Source organism: Streptomyces sp. ADMS (genome assembly GCF_033441795.1).
Taxonomy (GTDB): domain Bacteria; phylum Actinomycetota; class Actinomycetes; order Streptomycetales; family Streptomycetaceae; genus Streptomyces.
This window is the reverse complement of the sequence record NZ_JAVFVX010000144.1, coordinates 1-15,201: the sequence shown is the minus strand read 5'-3', so window position 1 is coordinate 15,201 and position 15,201 is coordinate 1. Positions and strand designations below refer to the sequence as shown.

14 protein-coding genes and 5 pseudogenes are annotated in these 15,201 nt (G+C 72.2%); 7 read left to right on the top strand and 12 right to left on the bottom strand.

Translation table 11 applies throughout. The features are described from left to right. Both RB628_RS35980 and RB628_RS35975 read right to left on the bottom strand, forming a co-directional pair. Nucleotides 1-73, bottom strand: a pseudogene (locus tag RB628_RS35980) (DsbA family protein); the annotation flags it as partial. Between the two features lie 132 nt (nucleotides 74-205). Then, the gene (locus RB628_RS35975) at nucleotides 206-700 is read right to left on the bottom strand and encodes a MarR family winged helix-turn-helix transcriptional regulator (RefSeq protein WP_318324843.1); all 495 of its coding nucleotides are present in this window, start codon (nucleotides 698-700) and stop codon (nucleotides 206-208) included. A gap of 334 nt (nucleotides 701-1,034) precedes the next feature. On the opposite strand from RB628_RS35975, the gene RB628_RS35970 reads away from it, so the two are divergent. Further along, entirely contained in the window at nucleotides 1,035-2,390 is a 1,356-nt protein-coding gene (locus tag RB628_RS35970) for a lanthionine synthetase LanC family protein (protein WP_318324842.1), read from the top strand. Nucleotides 2,391-2,405: 15 nt separating this feature from the next. Here RB628_RS35970 and RB628_RS35965 read toward each other — a convergent pair whose 3' ends face one another. The 7 genes from RB628_RS35965 to RB628_RS35935 form a co-directional block, all read right to left on the bottom strand. Further along, entirely contained in the window at nucleotides 2,406-4,502 is a 2,097-nt protein-coding gene (locus tag RB628_RS35965) for a SpoIIE family protein phosphatase (RefSeq protein ID WP_318324841.1), read from the bottom strand. Nucleotides 4,503-4,613: 111 nt separating this feature from the next. Next, nucleotides 4,614-5,285 (bottom strand): GntR family transcriptional regulator, encoded by a 672-nt coding sequence (locus RB628_RS35960; RefSeq protein ID WP_318324840.1) that lies wholly within the window; start codon nucleotides 5,283-5,285, stop codon nucleotides 4,614-4,616. A 34-nt stretch (nucleotides 5,286-5,319) separates the two neighbouring features. After that, nucleotides 5,320-6,321 carry a proline racemase family protein gene (locus RB628_RS35955; RefSeq protein WP_318324839.1) on the bottom strand — a complete coding sequence of 334 codons (1,002 nt, stop codon included), beginning with the start codon at nucleotides 6,319-6,321 and terminating at the stop codon, nucleotides 5,320-5,322. A 33-nt stretch (nucleotides 6,322-6,354) separates the two neighbouring features. Then, nucleotides 6,355-7,254, bottom strand: coding sequence for a dihydrodipicolinate synthase family protein (locus RB628_RS35950; RefSeq protein ID WP_318324838.1), 900 nt, complete (start codon nucleotides 7,252-7,254; stop codon nucleotides 6,355-6,357). A 55-nt stretch (nucleotides 7,255-7,309) separates the two neighbouring features. Then, nucleotides 7,310-8,725 (bottom strand): FAD-dependent oxidoreductase, encoded by a 1,416-nt coding sequence (locus tag RB628_RS35945; protein WP_318324837.1) that lies wholly within the window; start codon nucleotides 8,723-8,725, stop codon nucleotides 7,310-7,312. Beyond that, nucleotides 8,709-9,020, bottom strand: coding sequence for a (2Fe-2S)-binding protein (locus tag RB628_RS35940; protein WP_318324836.1), 312 nt, complete (start codon nucleotides 9,018-9,020; stop codon nucleotides 8,709-8,711). Before RB628_RS35940 ends, RB628_RS35945 begins: the two co-directional genes overlap by 17 nt. After that, entirely contained in the window at nucleotides 9,017-10,237 is a 1,221-nt protein-coding gene (locus tag RB628_RS35935) for an FAD-binding oxidoreductase (RefSeq protein WP_318324835.1), read from the bottom strand. Before RB628_RS35935 ends, RB628_RS35940 begins: the two co-directional genes overlap by 4 nt. A 121-nt stretch (nucleotides 10,238-10,358) precedes the next feature. Between RB628_RS35935 and RB628_RS35930 the strand changes: the two are divergent. Continuing rightward, nucleotides 10,359-10,578 (top strand): annotated as a pseudogene (locus RB628_RS35930) (aminopeptidase P family protein); the annotation flags it as partial. A gap of 96 nt (nucleotides 10,579-10,674) precedes the next feature. Here the strand turns inward: RB628_RS35930 and RB628_RS35925 are convergent. Next, on the bottom strand, nucleotides 10,675-11,115 hold the full coding sequence (locus RB628_RS35925) for a DUF6299 family protein (RefSeq protein ID WP_318324834.1): 441 nt from the start codon (nucleotides 11,113-11,115) through the stop codon (nucleotides 10,675-10,677). 293 nt (nucleotides 11,116-11,408) lie between these two features. Between RB628_RS35925 and RB628_RS35920 the strand changes: the two genes are divergently transcribed. Then, nucleotides 11,409-11,597, top strand: a complete 189-nt coding sequence (locus tag RB628_RS35920) for a DUF5999 family protein (RefSeq protein ID WP_318324833.1) — start codon at nucleotides 11,409-11,411, stop codon at nucleotides 11,595-11,597. 15 nt (nucleotides 11,598-11,612) lie between these two features. Here the strand turns inward: RB628_RS35920 and RB628_RS35915 are convergent, their stop codons facing one another. Both RB628_RS35915 and RB628_RS35910 read right to left on the bottom strand, forming a co-directional pair. Next, a complete protein-coding gene (locus tag RB628_RS35915; protein WP_318324832.1) occupies nucleotides 11,613-12,011 on the bottom strand; it encodes a RidA family protein in 399 nt (132 codons plus the stop codon). Next, a pseudogene (locus RB628_RS35910) lies at nucleotides 12,008-12,666 on the bottom strand (acyl-CoA dehydrogenase family protein); the annotation flags it as partial. The pseudogene RB628_RS35910 and the gene RB628_RS35915, both read right to left, overlap by 4 nt. Before the next feature lie 190 nt (nucleotides 12,667-12,856). On the opposite strand from RB628_RS35910, the pseudogene RB628_RS35905 reads away from it, so the two are divergent. The 4 genes and pseudogenes from RB628_RS35905 to RB628_RS35890 all read left to right on the top strand — a co-directional run. Beyond that, a pseudogene (locus RB628_RS35905) lies at nucleotides 12,857-13,379 on the top strand (AMP-binding protein); the annotation flags it as partial. A gap of 198 nt (nucleotides 13,380-13,577) precedes the next feature. Beyond that, a complete protein-coding gene (locus RB628_RS35900) occupies nucleotides 13,578-14,393 on the top strand; it encodes a PaaX family transcriptional regulator C-terminal domain-containing protein (protein ID WP_318324831.1) in 816 nt (271 codons plus the stop codon). Nucleotides 14,394-14,538: 145 nt separating this feature from the next. Beyond that, complete coding sequence (cysC, locus tag RB628_RS35895; RefSeq protein WP_318324830.1) at nucleotides 14,539-15,108, top strand: adenylyl-sulfate kinase; 570 nt, start codon at nucleotides 14,539-14,541, stop codon at nucleotides 15,106-15,108. Next, nucleotides 15,105-15,201: pseudogene (locus RB628_RS35890) on the top strand (sulfate adenylyltransferase small subunit); the annotation flags it as partial. The gene cysC and the pseudogene RB628_RS35890, both read left to right, overlap by 4 nt.

Here is a 15,201-nt window from a genome sequence, read left to right as displayed (position 1 = left end):
CGACCTCGCGCAGCGTTCCGGAGAAACCGTGCGACCAGCCGCAGTAGGCGTCGAAGGCGTAGACGAGCTTCATGGAGGACCTCGGCAGGGGTGTGGCGTCCGCGGAATGCGAGCGCTTCACCCGAGGAAACAGTAACTGACTTGTCAGGTATTTCCTCGCACCTGTGTCACAGCTGTGGCACCCGACACACTCACGCCCGCGAACTCAGGGCAGGCGGGGCAGTTCGTCCCGCGCGTTGTGGCTGAGGATGCGCAGGTCCTCGGTGAACCGATCCCAGTCCTCGGGAGGCAGTGGCGCCACGAAATACCGCCGTATGTTCTCCACATGCAGCCGGGAGGCCCGCACCGCGGTCTCCTCCCCCAGCCGCGTCAGCCGCACCAGCCGGCCACGCCGGTCGTCCGGGTCCTCGGCGCGCTCGACGAGCCCGGCCGCCTCCATCCGGTCCACCAGACGCGTCGCACCACCCGTGGTCAGCACCTGCTCCTGGGCGACGGCCCGCATGGACAGACCGGGCCCTCCCGCCCGCCCCAGGATGAGCAGCACCTCGAACATGAGGTGACTGATGCCGCACTCCTGCTCCAGCGACCGTCCGAGGATGTACTCCAGCCGGTTGGCCGCGCCCTGCAACCGCCCGAACGCCAGCACCAGCGCGTTGTTCGCCGCCTCCTCCGGCGACGAGATCTCCGCCCGCTCCGCCATCTCGCCACCGCCACTCTCGTCCTCTACGGCTCCCATCCACTGATCATGCCGTGTATCCGGCCGGAGGACGCACCACCCCCGGGAAGGCAGGGCGGACTAGATTGGCGCCTCCACCCAGAACGTCATGGTCCGCTCAACATCGTCCATGTCCCCGGCGGGGGTCGTGCTCTCCGCCATGGGTCCTTCCCACCGGGCCGAAGCCGCCGCCCCCGCACCCGGTATGAACAGGTTTTCCCTACTCATGACCACGGCGGCGGAGCGGGAGCACCGCGGCGCCGCGGGTGGGCGCCTGCCGGCGGCGGGCGTGCGGTTGTAGCGTGACCGGGTGCCGGAGATGAACAACGCGAGCGATGCCAGCGGTCCGTACGACGGTTATCGGGACCTGGCCGAGGCCGCCTGGTCGTGGGTGCTGGACCGGATCCGCGACGACGACGGCCCGTGGCTGCCGGAGACGGTGTCCGAGGACGCGGACACGACGCCCTCGGAGGACCGGGACTGTCTGTACTCGGGGATCGCGGGTCTGGCCCCCGTGCTGGCGGAGATCGCGCGGTACCGCGAACCCACCGACCGGGAGCGGTCGTTGGCGACCGGCATCGTCACCAGGCTGTCGTCGGCGGCCCGGGACCGGACGGAACCCTCGCTGTACGAAGGCCTGGCCGGTGACGTGACGGCGCTGAGGCTGCTCGCCCCGGGCTCGGAGTCGGTCGCGCTGCGGAGGCTGGCCGAGCTGACCACCCCCGACGGCTGGCGGACCACCGTCGACTTCGAAGCCGGTTCCGACGCACCCCTCAACGACATCGTCATGGGCACCGCGGGCGTGGTCCTCACCGCTGTCTGGGCGGGGGGCGAGTTCGCGGAGTCGATCGCCACGACGGGCTGCGAGGCACTGCTGCGAACGGCGGACCGTACGGAGGCGGGCCTGGACTGGGGCATCGGGACGACCACGGAGTGGCGGGCACCGAACTACTCCCACGGCACCGCCGGGGTGGCCTCGGCGCTGGCCGTGGCGGGGGCGGCGCTGGGCCGGAAGGACTTCGTGGAAGCCGCGGTCCAGGGAGTCCGACACGTCCTGTCCACAGGCCTGTTGGACAACGGCGGGTTCGTCGTTCCGCACACGGTCCCGCCGTCGAAGCGGGAGGTGGAGCCGGTGACGTACACGTGGTGCCACGGTCCGGCGGGCACCTCGCACCTGTTCGCGGCGCTGGCACACGCGGGCGTGACGGAGGTGTCGGGCCTCGGTGCCGGCGAGCTGCGGCAGCGCTGTCTGACCTCGATCCTCACCTCGGGCGTCCCGCAGCGCCTGCGCCCCGGCTTCTGGGACAACGACGGCCGCTGCTGCGGCACGGCGGGCGTGGGCGACGTACTCCTGGACGCGGCGCAGGACAGCGGCGACACGGACACCGCGGAGACCCTCGTGCGGGCGGCGCGTGGGATGGGCGACGCGTTGGTGGACCGGGCGGTCAGGGACGAGGCGGGCGCCCGCTGGCGCTTCCTCGAACACCGTCAGGAGCCCCCGCTGCTGCCCCCGGGCACCGCGTGGATGCAGGGCGCGGCGGGCATCGCGGCCTACCTCTTCCGGCTCGCCCGGTTCATCGAGACCGGGCCGGGGGCCGTGGTGGTGGACCGGCCGGACCAGTGGTGGGCGGTGCCGCAGCGGCTGCGGGCCACGGGCGGTACGGCCGTGGCCTGAGGGTGGCGGAAACCGTCAGGTCAGCGCCTGTTCCGCCCAGATCGTCTTGCCGTTCCTGGTGTGCCGGGTGCCCCAGCTGGTGGTGAGCTGGGCGACCAGGAGCAGGCCCCGGCCGCCCTCGTCGAAGATCCTGGCCCGGCGCAGGTGCGGTGACGTCGAACTGCCGTCGGAGACCTCGCAGATGAGCGTACGGTCGTGGATCAGCCGGAGCTGGATCGGGTCGGCGCCGTAGCGGATCGCGTTGGTGACCAGTTCACTGACGACCAGTTCGGTGACGAAGGCGGCCTCCTCCAGCCCCCACTCCTCCAGCTGGGTGACGGCCCGTCTGCGTGCCTCGGCGACCACCTCGAAGTCGGCGGGCAGGTCCCAGACCCGGACGTGGCCGGCGTCCAGGGCGCGGGTGCGGGCCAGGACCAGGGCGATGTCGTCGTTCGGGTACGTGGGCAGCAGGGCGGACAGGACCTGGTCGCAGCGGTCCTCAAGCGGGACCCCGGTCGTGTGGCCGTCGGCCAGGGTGCGGGTCAGCAGGGTGGTTCCGAGGTCCGGGTCGCGCCCGGCGGCCTCGACCAGGCCGTCCGTGAACAGGGCGACGAGGCTGCCCTCCGGCAGCTGGATCTCGGTGGTCTCGAAGGGCAGACCGCCCACTCCGAGCACCGGGCCGACGCCGACGTCCAGGACCTGGGTGTCACCGTCCGGCAGGACCACCAGGGGTGGCGGGTGGCCTGCGCTGGCGACGGCCAGCTCACGGGAGACCGGGTCGTAGACCGCGTACAGGCAGGTCGCGCCGGTGGCACTGACGGCCACCCGGTCTCCGCCGGCGGCGCTCTCGTCGTCGGCGGCGAGGCGCAAAACGAGGTCGTCGAGGTGGGCCAGGAGTTCGTCCGGCGGCAGGTCGACGTCGGCGAGGGTCTGGACCGCCGTACGCAGCCTGCCCATGGTCGCCGACGCCTGGATGCCGTGGCCGACCACATCGCCGACGACGAGGCCGACGCGGGCGCCAGAGAGGGGGATGACGTCGAACCAGTCGCCGCCGATGCCGGCGCGTGAGTCGGTGGGCAGATAGCGGGAGGCGACGTCCACCGCCGACTGCCGGGAGGGGCCGCGTGGCAGCAGGCTCTCCTGGAGGGCGAGCGCGGTGGTGCGCTCCCGCGTGTAGCGGCGGGCGTTGTCGACGCAGAGGGCGGCACGGCTCGCCAGCTCCTTGGCCAGGGTGAAGTCGTCCTCGTTGAAGACGTCGGGCCGGGTCCGCAGCAGGACGGCGACGCCGAGTGTCCTGCCGCGCGCGATGAGCGGTACCGCGACCAGCGAGGTGACGACGACTCCGCGCAGCCTCTCGGCCCGTTCGGTTGCCCCCGCCATCCAGTGGCCGAAGTCGGGGGATCCGCTCCTGCTGAGCACCGGCTGACCGGTGCGCAGCGCCCGGGCGGGCGGGGAGTACGGCGGGTACGTGTCGGTGGTACCCGGGCCGAGCACGGCGCCGGGCGCCCAGGCAGGCCCGGAGGCGTGGGCGAGGCGGCGCAGTACGACCTCGCCGTCCGGGTCGGCCTCGGCGGGCTCGTCGCCGCGCATGACCGCCTCCAGCAGGTCGACGCCGGCGAAGTCGGCGAACCGGGGTACGACCAGGTCGGCGAGTTCCTGGGCGGTGCGGTCGAGGTCCAGGCTGGTGCCGATCGAGACGGCCGCCTCGTCGAGCACCGCCAGCCGCTGCCGCGCCCAGTGCTGCTCGCTGCTGTCGAACGCGGCCATCCCGACCGCGCACACCTCGCCGGAGGCGTCCCGGACGGGCCACAGCTCCAGGTTCCAGGCGTGCTCGCGGATCCCGGAGGGCGCCCGTGTGAAGCTCTCGTAGTGCGTGGGCTTGCCCGTGGCGGCCACGTCCCGCAGGGCCGCCAGCATGCCGCGCTGCTCGACGTCATCCGGCACGCCGTACGGGAAGGCCCGGCCGAGCAGCTCGTCCTCTCCGACGCCCATCACCTGGCAGGCCACGTCGTTGAGCGTCCGGTAGCGCTGCTCGACGTCGAAGACGGACATCGAGTACGACGCCTGCCGGAACGCCTGTATCACCAGGTCGTGTCCGTCCTGGTGTTCGTCGTCAGCGTGCGCGGAGGCCATGGCTTCAGTGTCCTCCCGGCGCCCGGACGGCAACAACCGAACACGTCCGAACGCGCACGGGGAGTTCGCGTACGCCATTCGTGCAGGAGGGCCGGTGGCGTCCAGGGGGATTCAGTGGGCCCAGTCGCCGCGGACATGGCCCAGATGCCGGGTCATCACGGTCCGTACGCGCTCCGCGTCCCGGGCCAGGAGCGCGTCGAGGATCTCCAGGTGCTCAGCGGCGGTGGACTTCAGCAGGCCGCGCTCGGCCAGTGCGGTCAGCCCGTACAGCCGGGACCGTTTGCGCAGGTCGCCGACGACCTCTACCAGGTGCTCGTTGCCGGCGAGGGCGAGCAGTCCCAGGTGGAAGCGGCGGTCGGCCTCGACATGGGCGATGAGGTCGCCGCTGTCCGCCGCGGCCACACTTTCCTCCGCGTGCGTGCGCAGCGCTTCGAGGGCGGCCGGATCGGCGGTCGCGGCGAGGCCGACGGTGATCGGGATCTCGATCAGCGACCGGATGTGGGTGTACTCGTCGAGCTGCCGCTCGGAGACCGTGGTGACCCGGAAACCCTTGTTGGGCACGGGATCGACCATGCCCTCCTTCACCAGGTCGAGCATGGCCTCGCGCACCGGGGTCGCCGAGACGCCGAAGCGGGCGGCGAGCGAGGGCGCCGAGTAGACCTCGCCGGGCCGCAGTTCACCGGCGACGAGTGCGGCCCTCAGCGCGTCGGCGACGCTCGCCCGGTAACTGGGGCGCGGCCCGCCGAGGCTGGGCAGGGCGGGCCCGCTGCGTTGAGCGGCCATGGGTTCTCCTGGCTGGATCTCGGATCGTGCGGTGTCAGAGTACGAACCCGGCCGGGAACGGGTCGTCCGGGTCCAGCAGGTACTGGGCGGTGCCGGTGATCCAGGCGCGGCCGGTGATCGTGGGCACCACGGCGGGGCGTCCGGCGACCTCCGTGCTTTCCACGAGCCGCCCGGTGAACGACGTACCGATGAAGGACTCGTTCAGGAAGTCCTGGTGCAGCGGGAGTTCACCGCGCGCGTGCAGCTGGGCCATGCGGGCGGAGGTGCCGGTGCCGCAGGGCGAGCGGTCGAACCAGCCTGGGTGGACGGCCATCGCGTGCCGGGACCGGGCGGCGGTCGAGCCGGGGGCCGCCAGATAGACGTGATGGACGCCGTTGATGGTCGGGTTCTCCGGGTGTACGGGGGCACTGTCTGCGTTGATCGCGTCCATCAGGGCGAGTCCGGCGGCGAGGATGTCGTCCCTCCGCTCACGTTCGAAGGGCAGGCCGAACTCGTCGAGGGGCAGGATGGCGTAGAAGTTGCCGCCGAAGGCGAGGTCGTACGTGACGGTGCGGCCGTCGGCGAGGGTCGCCTTGCGGCCCAGCTCGACGGCGAACGAGGGCACGTTGCGGATCGTGACCGCCTTGGCCGCGCCGTTCTCCACCGCCACCTCGGCGACGACCGGCCCGGCCGGGGTGTCGAGGCGGATGGTGGTGACCGGCTCGACGACCGGGACCATACCGGTCTCGACGAGGACGGTCGCCACGCCTATGGTCCCGTGGCCGCACATCGGCAGATAACCGGAGACCTCGATGTAGACGACGCCGTAGTCACAGTCGGGCCGGGTCGGCGGCTGAAGGATCGCCCCGCTCATGGCGGCGTGGCCGCGCGGCTCGTTCATCAGGAAGTTCCGTACGTCGTCCCGGTGTTCGCGGAACCACAGCCGGCGTTCGTTCATGGTGTCGCCGGGGATGGTGCCGATTCCGCCGGTGACGACCCGCGTCGGCATGCCCTCGGTGTGCGAGTCGACGGCGTGCAGGACGAGTTTGCTGCGCATGGGGGCGATCCTCTCAGGTCGGCGGTGTGGGGCTCAGGCGAGGCCGAGGGCGACGGCCTTCTCTGTGGCCTCGCGGACCGCCTTCTCCTGGTCCGGCAGCAGCGGCATCCGGGGCGGGCGGACCGGACCGCCGTGGCGGCCGACGACGTCCATCGACAGCTTGATCGCCTGTACGAACTCGACCTTGGAGTCCCAGCGGTGGAGGGCGTGCAGCTGCTGGTAGAGCGGCAGGGCGGTGGCCAGGTCGCCCGCCACGGCGGCGCGGTACAGCTCGACCGTCGCCCGGGGCAGGGCGTTGGGGTAACCGGCGACCCAGCCCACCGCCCCGGCCAGGGCCAGTTCCAGCAGGACGTCGTCGGCGCCGATCAACACGTCGAGTTCCGGGGCGAGTTCCTGGAGCTGGTAGATGCGCCGGGTGTCGCCGGAGAACTCCTTCACGCCCTTGATGTGTCCGGCCGCGTGCAGCTTGGCCAGCAGTTCGGGGGTGAGGTCGACCTTGGTGTCGATCGGGTTGTTGTACGCCACGATGTCGATACCGACCTCGGCGACGGCGGCGTAGTGCGCGAGCACCGCGCGCTCGTCGGCCCGGTAGGCGTTGGGCGGCAGCAGCATGACGGCGGCGCAGCCGGCGTCCCTGGCCTGCGCGGCCCAGCGGGCCGACTCGGCACAGCCGTAGGCGGCCACGCCCGGCATGACCCTGTCTCCGCCGATCGCGGCGACCGCGGTCTCGACGACCTTCGCCCGCTCCTCCGTGGTGAGCACCTGGTACTCGCCGAGCGAGCCGTTCGGTACGACGCCGTCGCAGCCGTTCTCGACGAGCCAGCGGCAATGGTCCGCGTAGGCCTCGAAGTTGACGCTCAGGTCGTCGTTCAACGGCAGCGCGGTGGCGACGAGGACGCCGCGCCAGACAGGGGTGGGGGCGGTACTGCTCATGGGAGCCTCGGCTTTCGGATCGGTGGGGTGGGCTGTGGGCAACTTGCCTGCCGGGTCAGGGGTGTTCGGGCTCCTTGGCCAGCACGCCGAGCGGTACCGGCCGGGCGAACGGCCGCTTGGCCGGGCCCGTCGGGCAGCCGGCGGTCCCGGCGACACCGGGGGCGCAGATCCGCCCCTGGCACCAGCCCATGCCGGCGCGGGTGAGGAGCTTGACGGCGCGCAGGTCGGTCGCGCCCAGCTCTTCGACGGCTTCCCGGACTTCGGCTGCCGTGACCTCCTCGCAGCGGCAGACGACGGTGTCGTCGGTGACCTGTTCCGCCCAGTGCGCGGGCGGGGTGCAGGCGGCGCTGACGGCTGCGAAGAACCCGCGCAGCCTCGTACGGGTCCGGGCCGCCGTCGTCCAGTCGGCGGGAGACGGCGGGGCTCCCGTCAGCCGGGCGGCGATCGAGTGGCCGGCGATCTCGCCCTCGGCCAGGGCGAGATCCGCTCCCCCGACGCCGGTTGCCTCGCCCGCCGCCCAGACGCCGTGGACGTCGGTGCGCTGCTCCGCGTCGGTGAGGACGAAGGGGTCGGCGGTGACGTCGATCGCGCATCCCAGGGCCTCGGCGAGGTCGGTGTGCGCGAGCATGCCGTGTCCGACGGCCAGGGTGTCGCAGGCGATCCGCCGCTCGGTGGCCGGCCTGGCCCGGCCGTGCGTGTCCAGGGCGGCGACGGTGACGGCCTCGACGCGGTCGGTGCCGTGTGCGGCGACAACAGTGTGACGTACCGTCACGGGAACGTTGTGGCGCAGCAGTTGGGCCGCGTACTGGGCGGCCTCGGCGACCTTCGCCGGGTTGGCGGCGAGCGTCGCGGTGTGCCGTACGAAGTCGGCGGGGTGCGTGGACTCGACGTACGCGGCGACGTCGGCGCCCGCCGCGGCGAGGCCGGCCGCGACCGGCATCAGCAGCGGCCCGGTCCCCGCGACGACCACCGTACGGCCCGGCAGGACGAGCCCGCCCTTGAGCATCGCCTGGGCGCCCCCCGCGGTGACCACACCGGGGAGGGTCCAGCCGGGGAAGGGCAGCACCTTCTCGTAGCCGCCGGTGGCGAGGAGGACGGCGTCGGCGGTGACGGTCTCCGACCCTGTCTGCCCGGGACCGAGGAGGGCATGCACACCGAACCCGCTGCCGCCCTCGAACTCCTTCTCCACGAACCAGACATGACGATCGGACAGGTGAGTTACCCGACCTGCCGCGACATGTGCCGCCAGCCGGTCCCGCAGCCTCTCCCAGGTGCCCCAGGAGTGGTGCAGCGCCTGCGGTCTGCGTGCCCTCAGCGCCGCCGCGGGCTGCCGGTAGAACTGTCCGCCCGCCTGCGCGCCCGAGTCGAGGAGTACGACGCGTACACCCCGGTCGGCCGCCGTCAGAGCGGCGGCGAGGCCTGCCGGGCCGGCGCCGACGACCGCGAGCGAGGCGCTAGCCGAGTTCGTCATGGCCGGTGCCTTCCTGGGTGCGGATCGCGTCTCCTGGCGTGGCCGGGACGAGGCAGGCCCGTTGGTTGGGGCGGTCGTTGACGGTGACGAGGCAGTCGAAGCAGACGCCGATGCCGCAGAAGATCCCGCGCGGCGCACCGCTGCCCCGGGTGGCCCGCCAGGAGGTGATGCCCGCCGACCAGAGCACGGCGGCGACGGTCTGGCCGGGCAGTGCGGCGATCTCGCGCCCGTCGACGGTGACCATGTGTGCCGGTCCGGGCTGTGCCCGGACCAGCTCCAGGGGGGTCCTCTTCATCGTTTCCCCGCCTCCTTCTCTCCGAAGTCCTTCTCCTTGACGTCCTTCTCCTGCTTCTCCTCGAAGCGGTCCGGACGGAACGGTGTGAGGTCCAGATCGGGCGGCCGGCCCGTCAACGACTGCCCGATCAGGTGCCCCGTACCGACCGAGAGCCCGATCCCCGCCCCCTCGTGACCGCACGCGTGGTAGAGCCCCGGCACCCGGGGATCGGCCCCGATGGCCGGCACGTGGTCCGGCAGATAGGGGCGGAAGCCCAGGTAGGCGCGCATCGCGTGGACCGTGCCGAGGACCGGGAAGAGGGCCGTTGCCTGGGCGGCCAGGCGGCGTACGACGGGGAGGGAGAAGGTCCGGTCGAAGCCGACCCGTTCGCGGCTGGCCCCGATCAGCACCGGCCCGCCGGCCGTGCTCTCGACGACCGCCGAGGACTGGAGCCCGGCGTCTCCGCTGCCGACATCGGCCACGTAGTCGGCGGCGTACACCTTGTGCCGGACGGTGCCGGGCGGCAGCGGTTCGGTGACCAGGACGAAGCCGCGTCGTGGCAGCACGGGCAGGCGCACCCCGGCCAGTGCGGCGACCTCGCCACCCCAGGTGCCGGCCGCGTTGACGACGACCGGGGCGTGGATGTCGCCGTGCCCCGCCGCCCTGACTCCGCGCACGGAGCCGTCCGGTGCGCGCAGGATGTCCGTGACGGCCGTGCCGGTGTACAGGGCGGCTCCGGCCCGCCGGGCCGCCCGGACGACCTGGGCGGCGGCGAGGGAGGGCATCACCTGGCAGTCCTGTGGATACCGGACGCCGCCCGCGAGGTCGGAGGCCAGGTGCGGTTCCAGGTCGGCGAGTCGCCCGGCGCCGACCACCTCGGCCTCGACGCCCGCCGCCCGCTGTCCGGCGGCGAACCCGGTCAGCGCGGCCATGCCCGCGGCGTCGGAGGCGACGACGATCCCGCCCTTCGCCTCGAACTCGACGGCGCCGCCCATACCGGGCTCGGCGGCGAGGTCGTGCCAGAGGCGGGCGGAGAGCAGCGCGAGGTCAAGTTCGGGCCCCGGCTCCTTGTCGGAGACGAGGAGGTTGCCCTCGCCGGCGCCGGTGGTGCCGCCGGCCACCGGACCCCGGTCGAGGACGAGGGTCACCAGGCCCGCCCGGGCGAGGTACAGGGCGCAGGCGGCACCCACCATTCCGGCGCCGATGACCACAACATCGCAGGTCAGTCGCTTACTCACGCCAGTACAATGTCACATGTTCCCATTCGCGCCAAGGACGCCTGGACTTGACCCGCCCGCCGCCGCCGACCTGACCTCAAGCCGAAGAAGGGCCCGCAGGTGTCCCTCCCGGAGGGCGACCCGCCACTTCACCATGGCGGGCACCGGTCGCATGCTCGGCCTGGATGTGCACGACTGCTCCACGTCGCGTACCGGGCTGTATGCCGACGGTCACGGTCGAGCCGGGGCCTGTACTTCCACCGGACGACCTGCCGGGGCCGGCGGAGTACCGGGGCGTCGGGGTCCGGATCGAGGACGACATCCTGGTGACGGCGGACGGTCACGAGAATCTGTCGGCCTGACTGCGCCGTACGTCCGACGAGGTCGAGGCATGAATGCGGGAGCTGACCGGTCCGCAGTACGGTCACCGGTCAGCTCCGTCGCGTCGGTGGTGCGGATCAGGCCGCCGTGAGGACGATCTCCTGGATCCGCTCCGAGTGGACGGTCGGCAGCGGGATGAGGCCCGAGCGGCGGAACTCCACCAGGCTGGTCTTCACACGCACCGGGCCGGGCTCGTACGCGTCCGGCTCGGTGGCCTTGGTGCCGGACCACTGGTGCCAGGAACCGTCACAGCTCGCGGGGATGCTGTCCATGCCGTGCCAGACGTTCTCGCCGCGCTCGATGGAGGCCGCGACACGGACGGAACCTCCGGTGCTGAGGCAGCGGTAGCTGCCGCCGAGGGTGAGCTCGCCGTCCTGCGTGATGGTGCCGGACTCGACCGTCACCTGGTCGAAGCCCTCGTCCGCGGCCGCCGTCGCCGCGGCCTGGGCCACGGTCAGCAGGAGGGCACCGGCGGCGACGGCCGCGGCGCGGGAGAGGGACGAGAGGGACAGTGACATGGAGAACCTCCTTGGGGGGACTCCACAGGTACTGGCCCCACGCGCCCGCACGCGTGATCGTCACCCCTTCGTCGGCGAGTCGTGCGCGCCGACTGCCCCGCTTGTCGAACGCGGGATCCTTTCCGATTCCGGATCCTCTCCGAATGTCAGGGTGGTGTCACAGCACGTCCGCGTGCTGTCACGCTTCCTCGGCACGACTTGGCGCCGGGCCCCCGGCACGGGCATCGTCAGGAGTGGCAAGGAACCATCGCAGGCGAGTACCCGAGCACCAGCATCCGATCCGGAGGCACACCATGTGTTCACACCAGCCCCCGTGCCCCTCGGTCGACCGTCCCGACCGGGACGCCGCGCTCATCATCGCCTTCCACCCCGAGCAGGGCTGGAACCTTCTGTGCAACGGCGCGATCGTCTTCGACGACACCGGCGAGCTGCTGCCCGACGGCAGCGTGGTCTCCCCGCACCGTCTGACGACCGCGGCCTGAGCAAGCTCTGACCTCCTACGGAAGCACCGCGAAGCCGTCGAGTTCCACCAGGGCCCGTTCGTCCCAGAGCCGCACGACCCCGACGACCGCCATCGCCGGATACTCGCGCCCCGCCAGCCTCCTCCAGATCCGGCCGAGTCGAGGGGCCTGGGCGCGGTAGTCGGCGACGTCGGTGGCGTACACCGTGACCCGGGCCAGGTCGGCGGGCGTACCGCCGGCCGCGTGCAGTGCGGCGAGCAGATTTCCGAGGGCCCGCTCGAACTGCCCGGGCAGCGCGTCCCCCACGATCTTCCCGTCGGCGTCGAGCGCGGTCTGCCCCGCGAGAAACACCACCCGGGAACCGGTGGCGACTACGGCGTGCGAGAAGCCGGCGGGCGGCGAGAGACCCGCCGGATTGACGCGCTCGGCGGTCACAGAACCTCCCCCGTCGCGTCCGGCTCCTTGTACAACTCCTTGGCGATGACCGCCCGTTGGACCTCGCTTGCCCCCTCGTGGATACGCGGTGCCCGTACCTCCCGGTAGAGGTGTTCGAGGAGATGCCCGCGCCGCAGCGCCCGCGCGCCGTGCAGCTGGACGGCCGCGTCGACGACGTACTGCGCGGTCTCGGTGGCCAGGAGCTTCGCCATCGCGGCTCGTCCGGGGACACCCTGGGCGCCCTCGTCGTACGCCGCCGCCGCCGCGTAGACCATCAGCCGGGCCGCCTCCGTGCGCAGGGCCATCTCGGCGACCTGGTGGGCGACGGCCTGGAGGTCCTTCAGCTTGCCGCCGAACGCGTCCCGTCCGGCAGGTGTGGGCGAGGGTGGCGTCCAGGACAGCCCGGGCCATGCCGACCGCGAAGGCGCCGACGCTCGGCCGGAACAGGTTCAACGTGCCCATGGCGACCCGGAATCCGCGGTCGGGTTCGCCGGTGACGTCGTCCGCCGTCACCGGTACGGCGTCGAAGGTGAGGGCGCCGATGGGGTGCGGGGAGAGCATGTCGAGGGCGCTGCCGTGAGGCCGGCCGGTCGGCGGGGATCAGGAAGGCCGTGACTCCACGGGCCCCGGCCCCCGGTGTCGTACGGGCGAAGACGACCCCAGGCGGCCTGTGCCGGTTCGAGCGAGAATGCGGGCATCGCCGGTCCTCCCTCGGAGACCGTCGTTCGCGGCCCCTTCCCGACGGTATCGCGTACCGTTGACTGTCGTCACCAACGCGATACGCTCTCGGGGCGAGCCCACCAGTACGCCCACGATGGCAAGGGGGCGAACCGCCGATGGACGCCATGGACCCGATGCACCCCGCACAGCCCGGGTACGGCAGGGTTCCCGAGGACCGCGCCGACCCCGCCCGGCGGACCCCCTCGGCGCACGTCGACACCTTCGCGCGCGACCATCTCCCGCCCCCCGGACCAGTGGCCCCGCCTCCGCTTCGACCTGTCCGAGGTGCGCTACCCCGACCGGCTGAACTGCGCGGCCGAGCTGCTGGGCGGCCCCGCCCCCGGGCGCCCGGCGTTCCGTACCGCCGCCGGCGAGGTGTGGACGTACGGCGAGCTGCACACCCGCGTCGACCGGGTCGCGCATGTCCTGACCAGGGATCTCGGGGTCGTACCCGGCAACCGTGTCCTCCTGCGCGGGCCCACCACACCCTGGCTCGCGGCCTGCTGGCTGGCGGTGCTGAAGGCGGGCGCGGTCGCGGTCACCGTGCTGGCCCAGCAGCGTCCGCACGAGCTGAGGACCATGTGCGAGATCGCGCAGGTGCGGCACGCGCTGTGCGACAGCCGGGCCGTCGACGGCCTCACCAAGGCGCTGCCCCGGACGGCCACCGGGAAACTCCAGCACTTCCGGCTGCGCACCGACCCCACGCCGACCTGAACCCATCCGGTTCCCCACTCATTCCCACACAGCCCCACCCACTCCCACATGAAGTGATCTTGACCGAAAATCAACCACCGGAGGTATTTGACCAGCGGAAATGGCGACCAGTAGTGATTCCGGCGGCCTAAAATGATCAACGTGTCGGAACAGCACGCCCCTCGGTCTCTCATCGTCACGCTCTACGGCGCGTACGGCCGTTTCATGCCCGGCCCGGTACCCGTCGCCGAGCTGATCCGGCTTCTCGCCGCGGTCGGCGTCGACGCGCCCTCCGTACGGTCGTCCGTGTCCCGGCTGAAGCGGCGCGGCCTGCTCCTGCCCGCCCGGACGGCCCAGGGCGCGGCCGGGTACGAACTCTCGCCGGACGCCCGCCAACTGCTGGACGACGGGGACCGGCGTGTGTACGCCGCCGCTCCTCCCCCGCCCGACGAGGGCTGGATCCTCGCCGTGTTCTCCGTCCCCGAGTCGGAGCGCCAGAAGCGCCATGTCCTGCGTTCCCGCCTGGCCGGACTCGGCTTCGGCACCGCGGCCCCGGGCGTGTGGATCGCTCCGGCCCGCCTCTACGAGGAGACCCGCCACACTCTGGAGCGGCTGCGGCTCGGCCCGTACGTCGACTTCTTCCGCGGTGAGCATCTGGGCTTCGCGGCGACGGTCGAGGCGGTCTCCCGCTGGTGGGACCTGGCCGCGATCGCCAAGGAGCACGAGGCCTTCCTCGACCGCCACTCGGGCATGCTGCGCGACTGGGAGAAGCGCGAGGACACCCCGCCCGACGAGGCGTACCGCGACTACCTGCTGGCCCTGGACTCCTGGCGCCACCTGCCGTACACCGACCCCGGCCTGCCCACCCATCTGCTCCCGGCGGACTGGCCGGGCGTCCGCTCGGCGGCCGTCTTCGAGGGCCTGCACGCACGGCTGCGGGACGCGGGGGCGGCATTCGCCGGACTGTGACGCGAGTGACCCGGTTCGTCACGTGTGACCTCGGCCACATCAGGCGTCACTAACGGAACCCTCAGCTTCCTCTTCGCCTCTTCTAAGGTTTCTTACCTAGCGTCCGGGGGGCCGCACGCCGGGAGAGAAACGAGGACTGTTGCGTATGACCACTACGGCCGGGCCCACGAGACCCACCAGGGCTCAGGGAGCCACCGTCTGGCTCACCGGGCTGCCGAGCGCGGGCAAGACGACGATCGCCCAGCTGCTCCGCGACCGGCTGCGCACCGAGGGACACCGGGTGGAGGTCCTCGACGGCGACGAGATCCGCCGCTTCCTCTCCGCGGGCCTCGGCTTCTCCCGAGAGGACCGCAACACCAACGTCCAGCGCATCGGGCTCGTCTCCGAGGTGCTCGCCCGCAACGGCGTCCTGTCCGTCGTCCCGGTGATCGCCCCGTACGCCGACAGCCGCGAGGCCGTGCGCAAACGGCACGACGCGAGCCGGACGCCGTACATCGAGGTGCATGTCGCGACCCCGGTCGAGGTGTGCAGCGAGCGGGACGTGAAGGGCCTGTACGCCCGCCAGGCGGCGGGCCGGCTGACCGGTCTGACCGGCGTCGACGATCCGTACGAGCCGCCGGAGGACCCGTCGCTGACTCTGCGGACACAGGAACAGACCCCGGCACAGTCGGCGGACGCGGTGTACTCGGTACTGGCGGAGCGGGGGCTCGTGTGAGCGGGTTCGCGCTGTCGCATCTGGACTCGCTGGAGTCCGAGGCCGTGCACATCTTCCGTGAGGTGGCGGGGGAGTTCGAACGGCCGGTGATCC

Bases quoted from the DNA above. Each gene is read 5' to 3' on its own strand.
- RB628_RS35920 (WP_318324833.1), top strand. From the start codon at position 11,409: ATGTGTTCACACCAGCCCCCGTGCCCCTCGGTCGACCGTCCCGACCGG.
- RB628_RS35955 (WP_318324839.1), bottom strand. From the start codon at position 6,321: ATGCGCAGCAAACTCGTCCTGCACGCCGTCGACTCGCACACCGAGGGC.
- RB628_RS35900 (WP_318324831.1), top strand. From the start codon at position 13,578: ATGATCAACGTGTCGGAACAGCACGCCCCTCGGTCTCTCATCGTCACG.
- RB628_RS35965 (WP_318324841.1), bottom strand. From the start codon at position 4,502: ATGGCCTCCGCGCACGCTGACGACGAACACCAGGACGGACACGACCTG.
- cysC (WP_318324830.1), top strand. From the start codon at position 14,539: ATGACCACTACGGCCGGGCCCACGAGACCCACCAGGGCTCAGGGAGCC.
- RB628_RS35940 (WP_318324836.1), bottom strand. From the start codon at position 9,020: ATGAAGAGGACCCCCCTGGAGCTGGTCCGGGCACAGCCCGGACCGGCA.
- RB628_RS35960 (WP_318324840.1), bottom strand. From the start codon at position 5,285: ATGGCCGCTCAACGCAGCGGGCCCGCCCTGCCCAGCCTCGGCGGGCCG.
- RB628_RS35975 (WP_318324843.1), bottom strand. From the start codon at position 700: ATGGCGGAGCGGGCGGAGATCTCGTCGCCGGAGGAGGCGGCGAACAAC.
- RB628_RS35925 (WP_318324834.1), bottom strand. From the start codon at position 11,115: ATGTCACTGTCCCTCTCGTCCCTCTCCCGCGCCGCGGCCGTCGCCGCC.
- RB628_RS35945 (WP_318324837.1), bottom strand. From the start codon at position 8,725: ATGACGAACTCGGCTAGCGCCTCGCTCGCGGTCGTCGGCGCCGGCCCG.
- RB628_RS35950 (WP_318324838.1), bottom strand. From the start codon at position 7,254: ATGAGCAGTACCGCCCCCACCCCTGTCTGGCGCGGCGTCCTCGTCGCC.
- RB628_RS35970 (WP_318324842.1), top strand. From the start codon at position 1,035: ATGAACAACGCGAGCGATGCCAGCGGTCCGTACGACGGTTATCGGGAC.